Here is a 20,360-nt window from a genome sequence, read left to right as displayed (position 1 = left end):
CACCCCCCAGGTCATGCCTTCGACAGGGGGCAACAGTCATGCCGGGCCCAGAGGCCAGCGGCCCCGTTGCGGAGCCGCGGAAAACATAACGGGGGCTGAGGCTGACGGCTATCCGCTTCCACCGCGTTCTTGAGCGCTGGAGGGAGCGGCGGGGGTGCCCGAAGGAAAGGAAGGCAGCGACCTGACGTAGGTCGGGGTCGCCTCGTAACGGCATTCCGTGATCCCGACCCGTGCCCCCGAGTGCCCCCTGTGGCTTGTGTGGGCGTGGGCCATTCTCCGGTGCGGTGGGAGGACAAGCTGCGGAGCTACAGGCGGCCGGTGGACTTGAGGGTGAGGTAGGCGTCGGCCAGGTCGGGGGCCAGGCGGGCCGGGGGGGAATCGATGACGGTGATGCCGTGGTGGCGGAGGCGGTCTGCGGTGTGACGGCGGGCGGCGTGGGCCTGTTCCGCGGCGGCTGCCGCGTAGACGGCCTGGGGGGTGTGACGGCCGGCGGCCATCTCCTCGATGCGGGGGTCCGCCACGGCCGCGACGATCAGTTCATTGCGTTGGGTGAGGCCGGGGAGGACAGGGAGGAGCGCCTCCTCCACGGGAGCCGCGTCCAGGCCGGTGAAGAGCACGACGAGGGACCGCCGCGGGGTGCGGCGGTGGATTGCGGCGGCCAGACCGCGGGCGTCGGCCTCGACCAACTCGGATTCGAGGGGTGCCAGCGCTTCGGTCAGGGCCGGGAGAACATCGCGTGCCGTGCGGCCTTGTACGGAGGCGCGTATGCGGCGGTCGTAGGCGAGCAGGTCCACGCGGTCGCCTGCGCGGGTGGCGAGGGCGCCGAGCAGCAAGGCGGCGTCCATGGAAGCGTCGAGACGGGGAATGTCGCCGACGCGGCCGGCGGAGGTGCGGCCGGTCTCCAGGACGAGCAGGATGCGTCGGTCGCGTTCGGGACGCCAGGTGCGGACCGCGAGGTTCTGCCGCCGAGCGGTGGCGCGCCAATCGATGGAGCGGGTGTCGTCGCCGGGGGTGTAGTCGCGGAGGCTGTCGAATTCGGTGCCTTCGCCACGGGTCAGGATGCTGGTGCGGCCGTCGAGCTCGCGGAGCCGGGCGAGCTTGCCCGGAAGGTGCTTGCGGCTGGTGAAAGGCGGCAATACGCGCAGCGTCCCGGGGACGTGCCGGCTTCCTTGGCGTGCTGCCAGGCCGAGCGGGCCGTAGGAGCGGACCGTGACGCGGACGGCGTGATGGTCACCGCGGCGGGTGGGGTGGAGCGTTGTGATGAGTCGGCGGCGTTCGGCGGCGGGGATGCGCACGGTGTGGCGGGATGCGGGGAAGTCCGAGCCGGGGCGGAAGGAGCTCGGGGGCCAGGCGTCACGGATCTGGGCCCGCAGGGTGCGGCGGCTCGGATTGGAGACGGCGAGATGTGTGCGGGCTTCACCTGCGAGTCGAACTGTTGTGTCACCGGTTCGGGTGAAATGGAGCTTTCGCACTGGCGCGGCAAGCGCGAGATCGCACAAGATTGCTATCAGCAGGACGAGCTGGACGGTGAGGATGCCGAGCCAGCTCGGCAGAACGAAGCCGACGAAGAGGGCTCCGAGTGCGGAGATGAGGGCGGTGCGTCCGGTGAGGGCCACGGCGTCGTCTCAGCGGGGGACGGGGAGATGAGCGAGTACGGCGTTGATCACGGAGTCTGCGGTGACTCCTTCCATCTCCGCTTCAGGGCGGAGCTGGACGCGATGTCGGAGCGTGGGAAGGGCAAGGGCCTTGACGTCGTCAGGGGTGACATAGTCGCGGCCGGTGAGCCAGGCCCAGGCCCGTGACGTGGAGAGCAGGGCGGTGGCGCCTCGGGGGGAGACGCCAAGAGAGAGCGAGGGGGATTCGCGGGTGGCACGGCAGATATCGACGATATAGCCGGTGACTTCGGGGGAGACGGCGGTCTTGGCGACCGCGGCTCGGGCGGCATCGAGGTCGGCGGTGGAGGCAACAGGGCGCAGTCCCGCGGCGCCGAGGTCGCGGGGGCTGAAGCCGGCCGCATGGCGGGTGAGGATGTCTATCTCGTCGTGACGGGCGGGGAACGGCACCGTCAGCTTCAGCAGGAATCGGTCGAGCTGAGCCTCGGGAAGCGGGTAAGTGCCCTCGTACTCCACGGGGTTCTGTGTGGCAGCCACCAGAAACGGCTCGGGGAGGGGACGGGCCGTGCCGTCGACGGTCACTTGCCGCTCTTCCATCGCTTCCAGCAGAGAAGCCTGGGTTTTGGGAGGCGTGCGGTTGATCTCATCGGCGAGCAGGAGGTTGGTGAAGACGGGGCCCGGCTGGAAGGAGAACTCGGCACTGCGGGCGTCGTAGACCAGTGAGCCGGTGACATCACTCGGCATCAGATCAGGAGTGAACTGGACCCGCTTGGTGTCGAGTTCAAGGGCGGCCGACAGGGCGCGTACGAGCAGGGTCTTGGCGACGCCGGGGGCGCCTTCGAGGAGCACATGACCGCGGCAGAGGAGTGCGACGACCAGCCCGGTGACGGCGGGGTCCTGGCCTACGACGGCCTTGGCTATCTCGGTGCGCAGATCCTCCAGGGAGGTGCGGGCGCTGTCAGCGGTCGGGGTGCTCACGGGGGGCGTGCCTCTCTTGGGAAACGATCGAGGATTCGAGTGCGTCGAGTTGGTCGGCCAGGTGCACCAAGGCTCTGTCGTCCGCGGGAGCCGGGCCGAAGAGCAGGGCATGGAGGGCTGCTTCGGCGCCGGGTGTGGCGGTCAAGTGGGAGTGAAGGGCGGGCAAAAGGATGTCGGCGGTGTGGGCGTGTGCCGAGGACACGCCGAGGAGGGGAGCGAGTCGCATGCGGGTCGCGGAGCGCAGAACGGCGGCAGCTCGGTCGCGGGCGTTGGCCTGTTCGTAGAGGCGGGCATGGCCCTCGGTCGTCTCGGCGGCCGGGACGGTGACGGGGAGCTTTTCCGCAACCAAGGGGCCGAGGCGGCGGGCGCGCCACAAGGCTGCGCATACGGCGGCGAAGGCGAGTTGGAGCAGGGCCCAGCGCCAGCCGGAAGGGATGAGGTCGAGAAAGCCGCGCTGTGGGTCCTGAGCGGACGACGGGTCGCTCACGGAGGGGAGGTACCAGACCAGATGCTTGTGCGTACCGAGGAGTTGAAGGGCCAGCGAGGCGTTGCCGTGCTCGGCGAGGTGCTGGTTGTAGAGGAGATCGGCGGAGCCGAGAAGCACGGTGTCCCGGCCGGTGTCGGGGGCCGGCAGACGCAGCAGGGTGGGACGGCCGCCGCTGAGGTAGCAGCGGTCGGCTCCGCCGGCGGCCGTCGCGTAGCGGAGGCCGCCGAGGAGGGCACTGCCCGCGCGCCGGGCGTCCGGCAGGGAACAGGCGGGCCGGCGTGCCGAGACAGGGACCGGGGGTTCCATCCGGACGCCGGGGGTGAAGGTTTCCAGGGGCGAGGTGCCGGGGGCGAGCAGGACGGTGCGGCCGGGGGTGTGTGCGGTCGCGGTGTGCAGACCCGTCAGCTGATCCTGTGTCAGCACGTCGGGGTCGGAGACGAGCAGCGTGGTGTCGGGGCCGGCCGCGGCGGCGGCCTCTTCCGAGGTGGTCACGACCTGGGTGGAGACACCGTGGGCGGCCAGAAGTTGGGCGATGGCCCGGCTTCCGGTCCGGTCAGCGGACCGGGGGTCGAGCCGGCCGTGCTGTTCGCCGGACTGCACGGCGCCGAGGACGACACCGCTGACGACGAGCAGCAGAAGCGCGAGCAGTGGCCCGCGGGACCGGGTCCACAGACCACGAGCGGTGGGAGTGAGCGCGGGAGTGTCCGGGGTGGCCGTCGTCATCCGCGGCTCCTGGTCGGGGTGGTGGCCAGGTCGGGCTTGGTGTGCTGCAGTTCGGTATCGAGGCTGGTCAGGAGTGTGTACGCCCGTTCTGTGCCGGGGCGGCCGCCGTATGTGACGTCGTCAAAGGTGCGGGCCGCGGTGCGCAGCCGGTCGGCGTATGCGGGGAAAGCCCGGCCGGCTTCGGTGGCGGCCTCGTCGGCGGTGCGGCCTGGGCCGGGGGTGAGGAGGGTGCGCTCTTCCAGGGCGAGGACGAGGGCGCGCATCCGGTCCTGGATCGCCTGGTTCCAGCGGCCTTCCGTGGCGTGCCGGTCCGCTGAGGAGCGGTGTTCGGCGGCGGTGCGGGGCGTGTCGGCGAAGAGCGCGCCGCTCGTGGTCGGCGTGCGGCGCACCGCACCGAGCCGCAACCGGAGGGCGACGACCAGCAGAACGACGAATGCGGCGATGGCGAGGAGACCGGTCCAGCCGCCCGGTGTGGTGCCGGCGGCCGCGTGGAAGAGCTCGTCGACGCGTGCCCAGAGCCAGTCAAGGGCCCGCTGGAGCGGGTTGGGGTCGTGCTGGTGGTACCGGGGGTCGGACAGTTCGCGCTCGGCCGCCTCGCGGGCGGGGACGCGTGGAGTCCGCACCGGTATGTCGTCGTCGGAGCGCGCCATGAGTCGTCCGAGCGCGGCCATGTTCCCCCCTCTGGTCACCGCATCAGCTTCCCGGCGCGGTGTCGTGGGGGCGTTGCCCGGAGCCATCGGTGGGTACGTCGTCCCTGGGCGTGGTGTCGCCCGGAGGTGTGGTGCCCGGCTCGGGGGCGCTTGCGTCGTTGCCTTCGGCCGGGGAGCCGTCGTCTGCCGTGGGGCCCTCCGGCGTGGAGCCGTCCGACTTCGCTCCGCCTGCGGGAGCGGCAGCGGAGGCCGGGGCAGGCGCTGGTGGCGTGCTGCCGGCGCGCATGTCCGTGGCCGCGGGAGCGGGCGTGGCCGGGTGTGCGGCGGGGGTGTCGGCGCCGTAGCCGGGGAGGCCCGCGGCGCGGGCGAGTTCGAGGTCGAGTGCCTCGCGGCGGATGCGCTGGTCCACGTACAGGAGCGCGGTGACGCCGGCGCTGATCGGGAAGGTGATGGTGGAGCTGATGACGGCTCCGACGCCGAGCACGATCAGGAACGACCAGCTGGTGGTGTCGCTGGTGCCGTTCGCCCAGTCCATGAGGCTCTCGCCGTCGACGAGGAAGGCGATGATGGTGGCCGGGATCTGGATGATGAACGCGACGATGCCGGTCAGGAGCAAGGTGAGGAGCTGTACGCCCAGCACTCGCCACCAGGCGCCCCGTACGAGCTTCGCGGAGCGGCGCATGGCGGCGATGACGCCCTGCTTCTCCAGCATCAGGGCCGGGGAGGCGAGGCTGTAGCGGATGGCCAGCCAGATGCTCACGACGCTTGCGGCGAGGCCGCCGAGCATGGTGAGGAGCAGGCCCGCTTCCACCGTTCCGGTGGCGGTGAGGATGAGGCCGGGAGCCATGCCGACCATGACTGTCGCCGCGAAGAACAGCGGCAGCAGGACAAGCAGCCCGAGCAGGCGCGGGAGCTGGGTACGCGCATCGCGCCAGGCCTCCCCCGCGGTCACCGAGCGGCCCAGGACGGCACGGCTCACGACCATGGTGAGCAGCCCGGTGACGATGATGGTGGCGAGCAGCCCGATCGCCGAGGTGATGCCGGTGCCGGCGAGCGAATTGCCCATCTCGTACAGGGTTTCGCGGAGCGGCGGGATATTGTCGTTCGTCAGGGAGGGCTCGCGGCCGCCGTTCTGGAACCAGAGGCCGGTGACCATGGTGATGGCCGTCTGCGCGACGACGGCGACGATCAACGAGATACCGAGGACGGTGCGCCAGTGGGCGCGCATGGTGGCGACCGCGCCGTCGAGTATCTCGCCGACGGCGAGCGGGCGCAGTGGGATGACGCCGGGCTTGGCGGCCTGCGGTCCCGGGGCCCAGGCGCCGCCCCAGGGGGGCTGACTGCCGGGATGGCCGCCCCAGCCGGGACCGGCGGGCCCAGGCGACCAGGCACGGGTGCGGTCACCTGCCGTGTTCCGGCCGGTGCCGCCATGCGGGCCGCTCTGGCCGGGGATTCCGGTGGGGGCCGACCACTGGCCGGCGGGCGGCTGTTGCTTGGACCAGTTCGGCGGGGACGACTGCCCGCCAGGGACGGTCTGCTCCTCCTGAGAGGGCTGCTCCTGTGTGCCGCGGGCCGGCTCGTCGGAGGGAGTGGATCCGGGCGAGGCCCAGCCCGGAGAGTTGTTCATCGTCGCTCCTTCTTGCTGCCCGTCCGCCGGGGCGGCCGGGGTCCGGGGTCCGCGGTGGCAGTCATCGTGTCATGGCGGCCGATGTTGTGTACGGGGGCCCGGAGCGGGAGGGGACCTTCTGTTCGAGGGGCGGTCGACGGCAGACTGAGCGGATGGGCGATCAGTACGAGGTATCCGAGCCGGGCGCCGGGGCGCTCGCCATTCCGTCGTTGCGTTGGGGGGAGCCGCCCGAGGGGCCCGTATTGGTACTGCTCGACCAGACCCGGCTGCCGGCGGAGGAGACCGAGCTGGTCTGCACGGACGTACCGGCGCTGGTTCAGGCGATCCGGACGCTGGCTGTCCGCGGGGCTCCGCTGCTGGGCATCGCGGGCGCCTATGGCGTCGCGCTGGCCGCTGCGCGGGGCTTCGACGTGGACGAGGCGGTGGAGTTGCTGGCCCAGGCCCGGCCGACCGCGGTCAATCTGGGCTACGGCGTGCGGCGGGCGGCTGCGGCGTACCGCGCCGCGGCGGCCGGCGGGGCCGGTGCTCAGGCAGCCGCGGCGCTGGCCGAGGCGCGGGCCGTGCATGCCGAGGACATCGAGGCCAGCGCTCGGATGGCGGAGCACGGGCTGGCGCTGCTGGGCGAGCTGCTGCCGGGCGGCGGCCACCGGATTCTCACCCACTGCAATACGGGCGCGCTGGTGTCCGGGGGCGAGGGCACCGCCCTGGCGGTGGCGCTGGCGGCGCACCGGGCCGGTGAGCTGCGCCGGCTGTGGGTGGACGAGACGCGGCCGCTGCTGCAGGGGGCGCGACTGACCGCCTACGAGGCGGCGCGGGCGGGTATGGCGTACACGGTGCTCTCGGACGGTGCGGCAGGGTCGCTGTTCGCCGGGGGTGAGGTGGATGCGGTGCTGATCGGCGCGGACCGGATCGCGGCGGACGGATCGGTGGCCAACAAGGTCGGCAGCTATCCACTGGCGGTGCTGGCGCGGTACCACCACGTTCCGTTCGTGGTGGTGGCACCGACCAGCACGGTGGATCTGGAGACCGAGGAGGGGTCGGACATCGAGGTGGAGCAGCGGCCGGGCCAGGAAGTGACGGAGTTCTCGTTGCCGTATGTGCAGGGGCCCGGGGCGGAGGCGGGCACGGGCATACCGGTGGCTCCGCTGGGCGCACAGGCCTACAACCCGGCCTTCGACGTCACTCCGGCGGAGCTGGTGACGGCGATCGTCACGGAGGCCGGAGTGGTGTCGCCGGTGACCCGGAGCGGGCTGGCAGAGGTGTGTTCCACGTCACGATGGAGTAAGTCACGATCAGGTAATGGGATGATGGCCGAATGAAGGGACGCGTCCTGGTCGTCGACGACGACACCGCACTGGCAGAGATGCTTGGCATCGTGCTGCGTGGCGAAGGTTTTGAGCCGTCGTTTGTGTCGGACGGTGACAAGGCCCTTGCGGCCTTCCGCGAGGCGAAGCCCGATCTTGTACTTCTCGATCTGATGCTGCCGGGGCGGGACGGTATCGAGGTGTGCCGGCTGATCCGGGCCGAGTCCGGGGTGCCGATCGTCATGCTGACCGCCAAGAGCGACACGGTGGATGTGGTGGTCGGGCTCGAGTCGGGCGCGGACGACTACATCGTCAAGCCGTTCAAGCCGAAGGAGCTGGTGGCCCGTATCCGGGCGCGGCTGCGGCGTTCGGAGGAGCCGACGCCCGAGCAGCTGGCGATCGGTGACCTGGTCATCGATGTGGCGGGTCACTCGGTCAAGCGTGACGGGCAGTCGATCGCGCTGACCCCGCTGGAGTTCGATCTGCTGGTGGCGCTGGCGCGCAAGCCGTGGCAGGTGTTCACGCGCGAGGTGCTGCTCGAGCAGGTCTGGGGCTATCGGCACGCCGCCGACACCCGGCTGGTCAATGTCCACGTGCAGCGGCTGCGCTCCAAGGTCGAGAGGGACCCGGAGCGGCCGGAGATCGTGGTGACCGTGCGCGGGGTCGGCTACAAGGCCGGGCCCAGCTGAGATGATCCGGGACGGTTCGGCCCCGGAGGGAAAGCGGGGGCGGACCGTCGACCCGGCGGGCGATATGTCCTTTTCGGGGAGGCTGGTCGCCCGGCTGCTGCGCGGTGGGCAGCTGCTGCCCGACGGGGCGGTGAGCGGACCGGTCCACCCTCTGCTCCGGCTGTTCAGTCGCTGGGTGCGGCGGCCTCTGTTGCCTGCCCTGCGGCTGTGGCGACGCAATATCCAGCTGCGCGTGGTGGCGACCACGCTCCTGATGTCGCTGGCCGTGGTGCTGCTGCTCGGTGTCGTGGTCGTCGGTCAGGTCCGTAACGGCCTGCTCACGGCCAAGGCGCAGGCCGCGCAGAGCCAAGCCGTGGGCGGCTTCAGCGTCGCCCAGAAGATGGCCGACGGTGCCGACGGCACCCGGCCCGACGACACCGCGCGCACCGGAAACCGCGGCACCCCGGACTCCGCGACCTGGCTGACCGGCCTGGTCGAACAGCTCGCCAGTGGCGGACAGGGCGTCTTCTCCGTCGTGGCGCTCAGCTCCGACTCCGACGAACCGTTCGGCGACTCCAGCCCCGGCACCCGCGGTCCGCGTGCCTCCGGCGATGTCGATCCCGAGCGGAGCGTGCCCCCTGAGCTGCGGCGGAAGCTGGACACCAAGTCCGGGACGTTCCGCCAGTACACCGAGATCAAGCGCATCGGGTCGGACGACGGGGTGCCGGCGCTGATCATCGGCAAGCGCCTCAACGATGTAAACAGCAACCAATGCCAGCTTTACTACCTCTTCCCGTTCAGTCAGGAAGAGGAGTCGCTCAAGCTGGTGACGGGGACGCTGGCGACGGCCGGGGTGTTCGTCGTGATCCTGCTCGGCGCGATCGCCTGGCTGGTGGTGCGCCAGGTCGTCACCCCCGTACGGATGGCCGCGGGGATCTCCGAGCGGCTGGCCGCCGGCCTCCTCCAGGAGCGGATGAAGGTGACCGGCGAGGACGACATCGCCCGGCTCGGTGAGTCCTTCAACAAGATGGCGCAGAACCTCCAGGTCAAGATCCAGCAGCTGGAGGAGCTGTCCCGAATGCAGCGCCGTTTCGTCTCCGATGTCTCGCATGAGCTGCGGACGCCGCTGACGACCGTACGGATGGCGGCCGATGTCATCCATGAGGTGCGGGACGAGTTCGATCCCGCCACCGCGCGCTCCGCCGAACTGCTGCGCGGCCAGCTCGACCGCTTCGAATCGCTGCTCGCAGAGCTGCTGGAGATCAGCCGGTTCGACGCCGGCGCGGCCGCGCTGGAGGCCGAGCCGATCGACCTGCGCGATGTGGTGCACCGTGTCATCGAGGGGGCCGAGCCGCTCGCCGAGCGCAAGGGCACCCGGATAGTGGTGCGCGGCGCCGAGCAGCCCGTTATCGCCGAGGCCGACACCCGCCGGGTGGAGCGCATACTGCGCAATCTCGTCGTCAACGCCGTGGAGCACGGCGAGGGCCGCGATGTGGTGGTGCGGCTGGCGTCGGCGGGCAGCCGGAGCGGCGGCGCGGTGGCCGTCGCGGTGCGGGACTACGGCGTCGGCCTCAAGCCCGGCGAGGCCACCCGCGTCTTCAACCGTTTCTGGCGTGCGGACCCGGCACGGGCGCGCACGACCGGCGGTACGGGCCTGGGTTTGTCCATCGCCGTCGAGGACGCCCGGCTGCACGGCGGCTGGCTGCAGGCCTGGGGCGAGCCGGGCGGCGGCTCGCAGTTCCGGCTGACGCTGCCCCGTACGGCCGGTGAGACGCTGCGCGGGTCCCCGATTCCCCTGGAGCCGGAGGACTCGCGGCGCCACCGCGGGCTGGACGAGACGGGACAGCCGCGTGCCGGCTCGGACCGTAAGGCGTCCACGATCCCGGTGCAGACGGGTGTCTCACCGGCAGGCGACGCGGCAGTCCTGGCCCCGGAACCGAAGGTGGCCTGGCCGGCGGCCGATCCGACGGCAGCGCCCGGCAACGGCGCCCGTGTGGTGCCGCAGGGCGGGGACGTACGGAGCGAGGAGGCGGCGCGCGAGGAGCGTGCGCGCACCGACGGGCCGGCCCGCGAGGGCGGGGCCGGGCGGAAGGCCGAACGGGGCGTGGATCGGGAAGGCGGGCTGCGTGGACACTGAGCGCGGAGGCGAGCGCGGGGCGGGGACCGGGTCCCGTACACGCGCCCGCCGGGGAGCCGGGCCGGCGCGGAAATTTCTGCTGCTCGGCTGTGCGGCGGCGCTGCTGGCCGGGTGCGCGTCGATGCCCGACAGCGGGGACGTCACGGCGGTCGACCAGTCGCCGCGCTCCGACGGCGAGTCGCAGGTGCGGGTCTACGGAGTGCCTCCGCAGGACGGTGCACAGCCGACCAACATCGTGCGCAGTTTCCTCGACGCCACGACCAGCGACGAGGCGGATTTCCGTACGGCCATCCAGTATCTGGCCAAGCCGGCGAAGCGGACCTGGCGGCCGTTCCAGGTCACCAATGTGCTCCAGGAGCGCCCGAAGCCCGAGCCGAAGGCGCTGCCCAACCGGGAGGACTCGAACGGCTACACCGTCACCCTTTCCGGCAGCCAGGTGGCGGCGGTGGACGACAGCCACGCCTACACCCCCGAGGAGAAGCCGTACCGCCAGACGATCCACCTCATCAAGGAGGACGGACAGTGGCGTATCGACCGGCTGCCCAACGGGCTGGTGCTCGGGCTGTCCGACTTCCAGCGCATCTACCGCTCCGTCAACAAGTACTACTTCGCGTCCTACAACTCGGAGTCGGGGCAGCCGAAGGCCGGCCGGAACGTACTCGTCGCGGACCCGGTCTATCTGCGGCAGCGGATAAAGCCGATCACGGCCAGTGTGGAGGCGCTGCTGTCCGGGCCCACCGACTGGCTGAACCAGGTGACGACATCGGCGTTTCCGCGCGGCACCCGGCTCGCCGCGCATGATCTGGCGCTGGACGACTCGAACGCGCTGCACGTCAAGCTCAACAAGGCCGCGGTGAACACCGACGCGGCCCAGTGCAAGCAGATGGCGGCTCAGCTCTTCTTCACCGTGCAGGACATGACGCGGGCTTCGAAGGTCAGTGAGGTGGAGCTCCAGGACCACAGCGGCAACGTGCTGTGTGCGCTGTCCCAGGAGCAGGCCGAGCGTGACTTCGCCCCGTCCCCGGGCACCAGGCGTTCCGGCAGGGAGTACTTCATCGACGCCGACCACAAGGTCGTCGCCATGTCGGACTCCGCGACCGAACCGACGCCGGTGCGCGGGCCGTTCGGAACGGGCAAGAACCCGCTGCGGTCGGTCGCCATCTCGCGCGGCGAGGACACCGCGGCCGGGGTGTCGAGCGATGGGCGCTCCCTGTATGTGGCCGCTCTGGAGGACGGCATCGAGCGCGGCGATCCGCTGCTGACCAGCACCGGTTCGGCCAAGAATCCCGATATGGGGCTGACGGCGCCGAGTTGGGACGGCCTGGGCGACCTGTGGGTCGCGGACCGCGATGCGCACGGTTCGCGGCTGCTGCGGCTGCGCGAGGGCAAGGGCACCCCCGAGAAGGTGGCGGTGCCCGGTCTCGGCGGGCGCCGGATCAAGGCGATCAAGGTGGCCGCCGACGGTATCCGGATCGCGATCCTGGTGGAGGACAAGGGCCGTACGACGCTGCAGCTGGGCCGGGTCGAGCGGGAAGGCAGTTCCACGCATCCGGTGCTTTCGGTGCAGGAACTCCGGCCGATCGCCCCGCAATTGGAGGATGTGGTGGCCGCATCCTGGGCGGGCGGCAGCCGGCTGGTGGTCGTCGGGCGGGAGTCCGGCGGGGTGCAGCAGATGCAGTTCATGGAGACCGACGGCTCGGCGTCCAACGCGCAGACCCTGCCCGGTGTCAACGGCGTCATAGCCGTGGCGGCCTCGGAGGACGAGACCAGGCCGCTCATCGCCGATGCCACGGAGGGCATTGTGCGGCTGCCTCCGGACGCGAACTGGAAGACCGTGGCGAAGGACGGGACGGCGCCGGTCTATCCCGGGTGACGGTGACGGTGACGGCGATCGTCATCGGTGGCTGGTGGCTGGTGACTGATGGTGCCGGCCGTCGGTGATCGGGCGGCGCGGGTGAGCCGGCACCGGCCCGGCATCGGCGGCCACGGGCGGCCGGTTCCGGGCGGGGTGTGCGGTGCGTTCGGCCTGCCGCGAGGTGTCCGCGTGTCCGTACGGCTGATCCGCAGTCCCGCAGCCCCACGACCCCGCAGTCCGGCAGTCCGAGGCAGTCCGGCAGGCCCACACCCCCGGCCCCGGCCCCGCCGCCTCCAGTCCCCACCCGGCTCCGCAGGCCCGAGGCCGCGGTTATCCACAGGGGTGGTGGCCAGGCGTGGACGGCGGGACAGTGGAGTCATGCAGGGGGTGTGGCGTGAACTGGCCGGTCTGGTGCTGCCGGTCGACTGTGCGGGGTGCGGCCGGCCGCGTACGGAGCTGTGTGCGGAGTGTCGTCGGGTGCTTGCGCGGGACGGGCGCGGGGCCCGGCGGGTGCGGCCGTGGCCGGGTCCGGCGGGGCTGCCTCGGGTGTGGGCGGGGGCGCCGTACGCCGATGAGGTGCGGGCGGTGCTGCTGGCCCACAAGGAGCGGGGTGCGCTGCGGTTGGCCGGACCGCTGGGGAAGGTGCTGGCCGGGGCCGTGCGAGGCCTGGGGGCGGACGGCGGGCCCCAGCTGTTGGTGCCGGTGCCCTCGGCCCGGAGGTCGGTGGCCGGACGGGGCCATGATCCGGTGCGCCGGATCGCGCTGGCGGCGGCCGGTGAGCTGCGGCGGGCGGGGACGGCGGCCCGGGTGCTCGTGGTGCTGCGGCAGCGTCGTGCGGTGGCCGATCAGGCGGGGCTGAGTGCCCGGCAGCGGCTGGCGAACATGACCGGTGCACTGGAGGTGCCGGGCATGGCCGGGAGGCTGCTGACGGGGCGGTCAGCCGTACTGGTGGACGATCTGGTGACCACGGGGGCCACGCTCGCCGAGGCGGCGCGGGCGATCGCGGCGGCAGGCGGCCGGGTGAGCGGGGCGGCAGTGGTAGCGGCGCCCCGCAGTGCCTTCGCGGCCGAGGGCGAACCGAAGGAGCCACTACCACGTGGGACGTAGGCGAGGAGGAAAAGTCACCCAAATGGAGCCGGGCGCTCCGAGGGGGTGCCGACATCCGTCCGGGAGAGCTATGTTCGGTTGTGAGGACTTGGCGAGTGTTTTGCCTCGAATGTCGCGATGAATGCGTTCAGGGGCTTTTGCAGCGACCCTGAAATCGGGGGAGTGGAGAGCTGGTCGTCGGGGGAGGAGGAGGTGAAAGTCGCCAAGTCCGAGGCTTCGGCAACCACCGGAGCCTGGTGCAAGAAGGAATTGCTCCGCTTGAAGAGCGGAGCGATCCGGGAACGGAGTTCTGCGTGGACATCGTCGTCAAGGGCCGCAAGACAGAGGTGCCCGAGCGGTTCCGCAAGCACGTGGCCGAGAAGCTGAAGCTGGACAAAGTCCAGAAGCTCGACGCCAAGGTGATCAGCCTGGACGTCGAGGTGTCCAAGGAGCCCAACCCGCGGCAGGCCGACCGTTCCGATCGAGTGGAGATCACCCTCCGCTCCCGTGGCCCGGTGGTCCGGGCCGAGGCCGCCGCAGCCGATCCGTACGCCGCGCTGGATCTGGCCACCGCGAAGCTCGAGGCGCGTCTGCGGAAGCAGCACGACAAGCGCTACTCGCGTCGCGGCAACGGCCGCATCCCGGCAAGTGAGGTCGCGGTCAGCGTGCCCGACGCCGCGAGCCTGAACACCAACGGCGAACTCGCCGCCGAGGCCGACCAGAAGGTGCCGACCACCCGGATGGGCTCGATCGACGTCCAGGGTGAAGGCCCCCTGATCGTCCGCGAGAAGACCCACTCGGCCGCGCCGATGCTGCTCGACCAGGCGCTCAACGAGATGGAGTTGGTCGGGCACGACTTCTACCTCTTCGTCGACGCCGACACCAAGCTGCCGAGTGTGGTCTACCGGCGGCACGCCTACGACTACGGCGTCATCCACTTGAACCCCGATCTGTTCGGGGAGGAGGAGCCCGGCGGCGCAGGCGGCGCGCTGGGCGGCTGAACCCCACCCGCTCGGTGCCCCCGGCGTACGCCGGGGGCACCATCGCGCCCGGAGAAGGCAGGAGTTGAAGCCGTATAGTGTTTGTGCCAGCCAGGGAGTATGTGGACACGAAGCGGCGACATGCCGGGGAGACGGTCGTATGACATTGATCGGGCCGGCCGCAGGGGGCTGTTGTCAACCAGCCTTATTTCCAAGCTCGGGCCTTACGGCCGAGTAGTTGACGGGGAGGACCAATGGGGGACACTTTCGGGCCCGTGCGCGACGCCGCGGACAATGACCACAACGGTGCCGGGGGCGACGACGGGGCCGGCCGGGCCGTCAGCATGCCGCGCAAGGAGCCGATCCGGGTCCTGGTCGTGGACGATCACGCACTCTTCCGGCGCGGTCTGGAGATCGTTCTGGCCCAGGAGGAGGACATCCAGGTCGTCGGCGAGGCGGGGGACGGGGCGGAGGCGGTCGACAAGGCCGCGGATCTGCTGCCCGACATCGTGCTGATGGACGTACGGATGCCCAAGCGCGGCGGAATCGAGGCGTGTACCTCCATCAAGGAGGTGGCCCCCAGCGCAAAGATCATCATGCTCACGATCAGTGACGAAGAGGCCGATCTCTACGACGCGATCAAGGCAGGCGCCACCGGCTACCTCCTCAAGGAGATCTCCACCGACGAGGTGGCGACCGCGATCCGCGCGGTGGCGGACGGCCAGTCGCAGATCAGCCCGTCGATGGCGTCCAAGCTCCTGACGGAGTTCAAGTCGATGATCCAGCGTACGGACGAGCGCAGGCTGGTGCCCGCGCCCCGGCTCACCGACCGTGAGCTGGAGGTCCTCAAGCTGGTCGCCACGGGCATGAACAACCGCGATATCGCCAAGGAACTCTTCATCTCCGAGAACACGGTGAAGAACCACGTCCGCAACATCCTGGAGAAGCTGCAACTGCACTCCCGGATGGAAGCGGTGGTGTACGCGATGCGGGAGAAGATTCTCGAGATCCGGTGACGGGGGCGGCCGGACCGGCCGGGTCGCGGCCCGTTCGGCCGGATCGCCAGGGCCGGGGGGCGACCCGGCCGGTGCTCGCGGTGCCGCCGTGTGGCCGGGGACGGGCGCGCCCCCGGAGTCAACGGCCGGTGCTCACCGGTCGCCCGCGTGGGTGAGTTCCGCGCGCAGGGCGTCGGCCAGTTTCCGGTCGTCGCAGCGCTCGATGCGTACGGAGTCGCAGTCCACCCAGGTCGCGGCCTCCTGAAGCGCCCGAGCCATCGGGGCGACGGCCTTGGGGCCCTGCATCGAGACCTGGCGGGCGACGAGGGTGCTGCCCTCGCGCGCCGGGTCCACCCGGCCCACCAGCTGACCACCGGCCAGCAGTGGCATCGCGAAATACCCGTGGATCCGCTTGGGGCGTGGGACATACGCCTCCAGGCGGTGCGTGAAGCCGAAGATCCGCTCCGTGCGCGGCCGGTCCCAGACCAGGGAGTCGAAGGGCGAGAGCAAGGTCGTGCGATGACGGCCGCGGGGCGGGGCGGCCAGCGCGGCGGGGTCGGCCCAGGCGGGCTTTCCCCAGCCCTCGACCTCGACCGGGACCAGACCACAGTCCGCGACGACGGCATCGACCTGCTCGGCCTTGAGCCGGTGGTAATCCGCGAGGTCGGCGCGGGTGGCCACCCCCATGGCCGCCCCGGCCTGCGCGACCAGGCGGCGGAGGCACCCGGCGTCGTCGAGATCGTCGTGGAGCAGGCTGTCAGGGACGGCGCGCTCGGCGAGGTCGTAGACGCGCTTCCAGGCTCGGCGTTGGGTACAGACCACCTCGCCGGTGTCCAGCAGCCATTCCACCGCGATCTTGGTCTCGGACCAGTCCCACCACTCGCCGCCGTTCCGCCCGCCGCCCAGCTCCGAGGTGGTCAGCGGGCCGTCGGCCTTCAGGCGGTCCAGGACGGCGGCACAGGAGCGCGCGGAGTCCTCCATGACATGCCAGCGGTGGCCCTTGGCGCGCCGGGCCCGCCGGCGGAAGGCGAAGTGCGGCCACTCCTCGATGGGCAGGATGCAGGCGGCGTGCGACCAGTATTCGAAGCTGTGGGGTCGTGCCGCGGGCGCGCCGGAAGGGGCCGTGGTCCAGTAGGCGGCCTCGACGGCGGTGCGGCCCACGGCGCCGAGCCGGGCGTACGGCACCAGCTCATGGGAACGGGCCAGCACCGAGATCGTGTCCAACTGCACCGCGCCCAGATGCCGCAGTACTCCGCGCACACCCGCCCGGCGGTCGGGCGCGCCCAGCAGTCCCTGGGCCCGCAGCGCCAGGCGCCGGGCGTCGTCGCGGGACAGGGTGGTCACAGGCTGCGGCAGAGGCGGTGGCTGCGTCACGGCGGTCATGCGGCAAAGGGTAGGGGCGGGCACTGACAACGGGCTCGGGCGTGGGAATCACCACTGGTGGTGCGGGTGCGCGCCCGGCCGGGACCGTGCCGGCGGGGCGGGGCTGCGGCGGCACGGTCCACGCGGCCCGCGTTTCAGCCGGGGTAGGGCAGATATGGTGTCCCGGCCGTGACGGAAGCGCCGGCGGCGCCGGACGGTGCGGGCTTTTCGGGCAGGTCGGACGGGAGCAGGGAGCCGGTCCAGACGTCCCGGCGGGTGCCCCCGAGCACCAGCTTGGCGCGCTGCGTGCCCTCCATCCGGAAGCCGAGCTTGCTGGCCACCGCCCGGGAGCCTTCGTTCCCGGCCTCCGCGTGCCACTCCATGCGCTCCACCCCCAGGTCACCGAAGGCCCAGCGCAGCACCGCGCCGGCCGCCTCGACGGTGTAGCCCCGGCCGCGGTGCTCCTTGGCGGTCCAGTAGCCCAGTTCGGCCTGCCGTTCGGGGGTGTGCAGCCGCGCGAGACGCACCAGGCCCATCGCGCCGACCAGTGAGCCGTCCGCCCGGGAGACGACGGCGAAGTGGTACGCGGTGTCGTCGCGCCAGCCCTCGGGGACGACCGTGCCGACGAACCGCTCCGCCTCCTCGACGCCGTACGGTGAGGGGACGCTCGTCCAGCGCAGAATGTCGGGATCCTGGCACGCGGCATGCACCGCGGCCGTGTCGGAGGGCTCGAAAGGGCGCAGCACAAGACGCTCGGTGGCGAGGGCGACGGGCTTCATGGCCTGAGTCTGCAAGCTCGCGGCGAGCGTGGCGAAGGGTTTTCGGCGTGATTCCCGGCACCTGACCGGCACCTTCTCGCGGGCTCGTGCGTTCACGCTGGGGAGGGGGCAGCCAGGTTCGCTGCGGCGGACCTCCCGGCCCGGCAGCGTCCTCCTTTACGATGGCCGTTGCGGCGGGGCCTGCCCCCTTGGAAAAATGCCGCGCCCGCGCACTCGACCGTGCAGGCCCGACCGGCAAGGAGACCAGCCCTAGTGTCCGTCTTGACGAAGATCATGCGTGCAGGCGAAGGAAAGATCCTGCGCAAACTGCAGCGCATCGCGGGCCAGGTCAACTCCATCGAGGAGGATTTCGCGGCTCTCTCCGACGCCGAGCTGCGGGCGCTCACGGATGAGTACAAAGAGCGCTGCGCCGACGGCGAGAGCCTCGATGACCTGCTGCCCGAGGCGTTCGCCACTGTCCGTGAGGGCGCCAAGCGCGTCCTCGGCCAGCGGCACTACGACGTCCAGCTGATGGGCGGCGCGGCCCTTCACCTGGGGTACGTCGCCGAGATGAAGACCGGTGAGGGCAAGACCCTGGTCGGTACCCTCCCGGCGTACCTGAACGCGCTGTCCGGCAAGGGCGTCCACCTCATCACGGTCAATGACTACCTGGCCGAGCGTGACTCCGAGATGATGGGCCGCGTCCACAAGTTCCTGGGCCTGTCGGTCGGTTGCATCCTCGCCGACATGACGCCGGCCCAGCGCCGTGAGCAGTACAACTGCGACATCACGTACGGCACGAACAACGAGTTCGGCTTCGACTATCTGCGTGACAACATGGCCTGGTCGCAGGACGAACTCGTCCAGCGGGGCCATAACTTCGCGATCGTCGACGAGGTCGACTCGATCCTCGTCGACGAGGCCCGTACGCCGTTGATCATCTCCGGCCCGGCGGACTCGGCCACCAAGTGGTACGGCGACTTCGCCAAGTTGGTGCGCCGCCTCAAGCGGGGCGAGGCCGCCAACCCGCAGCGCGGCATCGAGGAGACCGGCGACTACGACGTCGACGAGAAGAAGCGCACCGTCGGCATCCACGAGTCCGGTGTCAGCAAGGTCGAGGACTGGCTCGGCATCGACAACCTGTACGAGTCGGTGAACACCCCGCTCGTCGGTTACCTCAACAACGCGATCAAGGCCAAGGAGCTCTTCAAGAACGACAAGGACTACGTCGTCATCGACGGCGAAGTCATGATCGTCGACGAGCACACCGGCCGTATCCTCGCCGGCCGCCGTTACAACGAGGGCATGCACCAGGCCATCGAGGCGAAGGAGGGGGTGGAGATCAAGGACGAGAACCAGACCCTCGCCACGATCACCCTGCAGAACTTCTTCCGCCTCTACGGCAAGCTCTCCGGCATGACCGGTACGGCCATGACCGAGGCCGCCGAGTTCCACCAGATCTACAAGCTCGGTGTCGTCCCGATCCCGACGAACCGCCCGATGGTCCGTCTGGACCAGGCGGACCTGATCTACCGCACCGAGCCCGCGAAGTTCGACGCGGTGGTCGAGGACATCGTCGAAAAGCACGGCAAGGGACAGCCGATCCTGGTCGGCACGACCTCGGTCGAGAAGTCCGAGTACCTCTCCCAGCAGCTCAACAAGCGCGGTGTCGTCCATGAGGTGCTCAACGCCAAGCAGCACGACCGTGAGGCGCCGATCATCGCCCAGGCCGGCCGCAAGGGCGCCGTGACGGTCGCCACGAACATGGCCGGCCGTGGTACGGACATCAAGCTCGGCGGCAACCCCGACGACCTCGCCGAGGCGGAGCTGCGCCAGCGCGGCCTGGACCCGGTCGAGCACGTCGAGGAGTGGGCGGCCGCGCTGCCCGCCGCCCTGGAGCGCGCCGAGGCCGCGGTCAAGGCGGAGTTCGAAGAGGTCAAGGAGCTCGGCGGGCTCTATGTCCTGGGCACCGAGCGGCATGAGTCGCGGCGGATCGACAACCAGCTGCGCGGCCGTTCCGGCCGTCAGGGCGACCCCGGCGAGTCGCGGTTCTACCTCTCCCTGGGTGACGACCTGATGCGGCTGTTCAAGGCGCAGATGGTCGAGCGGGTCATGGCGATGGCCAATGTCCCCGACGACGTCCCGATCGAGAACAAGATGGTGACGCGGGCGATCGCCTCCGCCCAGTCGCAGGTCGAGCAGCAGAACTTCGAGACGCGGAAGAACGTCCTGAAGTACGACGAGGTGCTCAACCGCCAGCGTGAGGTCATCTACGGCGAGCGCCGTCGTGTCCTGGAGGGCGAGGACCTGCAGGACCAGGTCAAGCACTTCATGGAAGACACCATCGACGCCTACATCCAGGCGGAGACGGTCGAGGGCTTCGCCGAGGAGTGGGACCTGGACCGTCTGTGGGGCGCGTTCAAGCAGCTCTACCCGGTCAAGGTGACGGTGGAGGAGCTGGAGGACGAGGCCGGTGACCGCGCGGGCATCACCGCCGAGTTCATCGCCGACGCCGTCAAGGACGACATCCACGAGCAGTACGCCGGCCGCGAGGAGCAGCTCGGCTCGGACATCATGCGGGAGCTGGAGCGCCGGGTCGTGCTGTCCGTCCTGGACCGCAAGTGGCGTGAGCACCTCTACGAGATGGACTACCTCCAGGAGGGCATCGGCCTGCGGGCGATGGCCCAGAAGGACCCGCTGGTCGAGTACCAGCGCGAGGGCTTCGACATGTTCACCGCGATGATGGAGGGCATCAAGGAGGAGTCCGTCGGCTACCTGTTCAACCTGGAGGTCCAGGTCGAGCAGCAGGTCGAGGAGGTCCCGGTGCAGGAAGCGGCGGAGCCGGCCTCGCTCGACAAGGACGTGGTGCCTGCCGGTGCCGGGCGTCCGGAGATCCACGCCAAGGGCCTGGAGGCGCCGCAGCGGCCGGACCGGCTGCACTTCTCCGCCCCCAAGGTGGACGGCGACGGCAGCGTCATCGAGGGCGATTTCATCAGCGACGACGAGACGGGCCCGGCCCGTTCCGAGTCGGACGGTCTGACTCGTGCGGAGCGGCGCAAGGCCCAGAAGAGCAGCGGACGCCGCCGCAAGAAGTGAGGCGGCGCGCGGTGCGGCGCCCCGGGTACGGGGTGCCGCAC

15 protein-coding genes are annotated in these 20,360 nt (G+C 70.8%); 8 read left to right on the top strand and 7 right to left on the bottom strand.

Annotated elements, in window-relative coordinates; translation table 11 throughout:
* Positions 1-305: 305 nt before the first annotated feature.
* From ACWGJY_RS35430 to ACWGJY_RS35410, 5 genes are read right to left on the bottom strand one after another with little or no spacing between them, the layout of a single operon-like run.
* Positions 306-1,616, bottom strand: a complete 1,311-nt coding sequence (locus ACWGJY_RS35430; protein ID WP_453265007.1) for a DUF58 domain-containing protein — start codon at positions 1,614-1,616, stop codon at positions 306-308.
* Between the two features lie 9 nt (positions 1,617-1,625).
* A complete protein-coding gene (locus ACWGJY_RS35425) occupies positions 1,626-2,591 on the bottom strand; it encodes an AAA family ATPase (protein ID WP_453265006.1) in 966 nt (321 codons plus the stop codon).
* A complete protein-coding gene (locus ACWGJY_RS35420; protein ID WP_453265005.1) occupies positions 2,572-3,801 on the bottom strand; it encodes a DUF4350 domain-containing protein in 1,230 nt (409 codons plus the stop codon). The genes ACWGJY_RS35425 and ACWGJY_RS35420 overlap by 20 nt, the downstream gene beginning before the upstream one ends.
* Entirely contained in the window at positions 3,798-4,472 is a 675-nt protein-coding gene (locus ACWGJY_RS35415) for a DUF4129 domain-containing protein (RefSeq protein WP_453265004.1), read from the bottom strand. The genes ACWGJY_RS35420 and ACWGJY_RS35415 overlap by 4 nt, the downstream gene beginning before the upstream one ends.
* A gap of 22 nt (positions 4,473-4,494) precedes the next feature.
* Positions 4,495-6,078: a glycerophosphoryl diester phosphodiesterase membrane domain-containing protein gene (locus tag ACWGJY_RS35410; protein ID WP_453265003.1), complete on the bottom strand. Its 1,584-nt coding sequence runs from the start codon at positions 6,076-6,078 to the stop codon at positions 4,495-4,497.
* 152 nt (positions 6,079-6,230) lie between these two features.
* Here ACWGJY_RS35410 and mtnA point away from each other — a divergent pair, with 152 nt between their 5' ends.
* The 7 genes from mtnA (at position 6,231) to ACWGJY_RS35375 (ending at position 15,124) form a co-directional block, all read left to right on the top strand.
* A complete protein-coding gene (mtnA, locus tag ACWGJY_RS35405; RefSeq protein ID WP_453265002.1) occupies positions 6,231-7,397 on the top strand; it encodes an S-methyl-5-thioribose-1-phosphate isomerase in 1,167 nt (388 codons plus the stop codon).
* A complete protein-coding gene (gene mtrA, locus ACWGJY_RS35400) occupies positions 7,394-8,071 on the top strand; it encodes a two-component system response regulator MtrA (protein WP_262042082.1) in 678 nt (225 codons plus the stop codon). The genes mtnA and mtrA overlap by 4 nt, the downstream gene beginning before the upstream one ends.
* Positions 8,072-8,135: 64 nt before the next feature.
* Positions 8,136-10,187, top strand: a complete 2,052-nt coding sequence (gene mtrB / locus ACWGJY_RS35395) for an MtrAB system histidine kinase MtrB (protein ID WP_453265001.1) — start codon at positions 8,136-8,138, stop codon at positions 10,185-10,187.
* Positions 10,177-12,060, top strand: a complete 1,884-nt coding sequence (locus ACWGJY_RS35390; RefSeq protein WP_453265000.1) for an LpqB family beta-propeller domain-containing protein — start codon at positions 10,177-10,179, stop codon at positions 12,058-12,060. The genes mtrB and ACWGJY_RS35390 overlap by 11 nt, the downstream gene beginning before the upstream one ends.
* A gap of 360 nt (positions 12,061-12,420) precedes the next feature.
* Complete coding sequence (locus ACWGJY_RS35385; RefSeq protein WP_453264999.1) at positions 12,421-13,149, top strand: ComF family protein; 729 nt, start codon at positions 12,421-12,423, stop codon at positions 13,147-13,149.
* Between the two features lie 293 nt (positions 13,150-13,442).
* Entirely contained in the window at positions 13,443-14,129 is a 687-nt protein-coding gene (gene hpf / locus ACWGJY_RS35380; protein WP_453264998.1) for a ribosome hibernation-promoting factor, HPF/YfiA family, read from the top strand.
* A gap of 233 nt (positions 14,130-14,362) precedes the next feature.
* Positions 14,363-15,124, top strand: a complete 762-nt coding sequence (locus tag ACWGJY_RS35375; protein WP_453264997.1) for a response regulator — start codon at positions 14,363-14,365, stop codon at positions 15,122-15,124.
* Between the two features lie 132 nt (positions 15,125-15,256).
* Here the strand turns inward: ACWGJY_RS35375 and ACWGJY_RS35370 are convergent, their stop codons facing one another.
* Together ACWGJY_RS35370 and ACWGJY_RS35365 are read right to left on the bottom strand one after the other, a co-directional pair.
* Positions 15,257-16,486: a winged helix-turn-helix domain-containing protein gene (locus ACWGJY_RS35370; RefSeq protein WP_453264996.1), complete on the bottom strand. Its 1,230-nt coding sequence runs from the start codon at positions 16,484-16,486 to the stop codon at positions 15,257-15,259.
* A 134-nt stretch (positions 16,487-16,620) separates the two neighbouring features.
* Complete coding sequence (locus ACWGJY_RS35365; RefSeq protein WP_453264995.1) at positions 16,621-17,244, bottom strand: GNAT family N-acetyltransferase; 624 nt, start codon at positions 17,242-17,244, stop codon at positions 16,621-16,623.
* A 252-nt stretch (positions 17,245-17,496) separates the two neighbouring features.
* Between ACWGJY_RS35365 and secA the strand changes: the two genes are divergently transcribed.
* Complete coding sequence (gene secA / locus ACWGJY_RS35360; RefSeq protein WP_453264994.1) at positions 17,497-20,319, top strand: preprotein translocase subunit SecA; 2,823 nt, start codon at positions 17,497-17,499, stop codon at positions 20,317-20,319.
* Positions 20,320-20,360: the final 41 nt, after the last annotated feature.

Source organism: Streptomyces sp. NPDC054765, from assembly GCF_053612065.1.
This window is presented reverse-complemented; position numbering and strand designations above follow the sequence as displayed.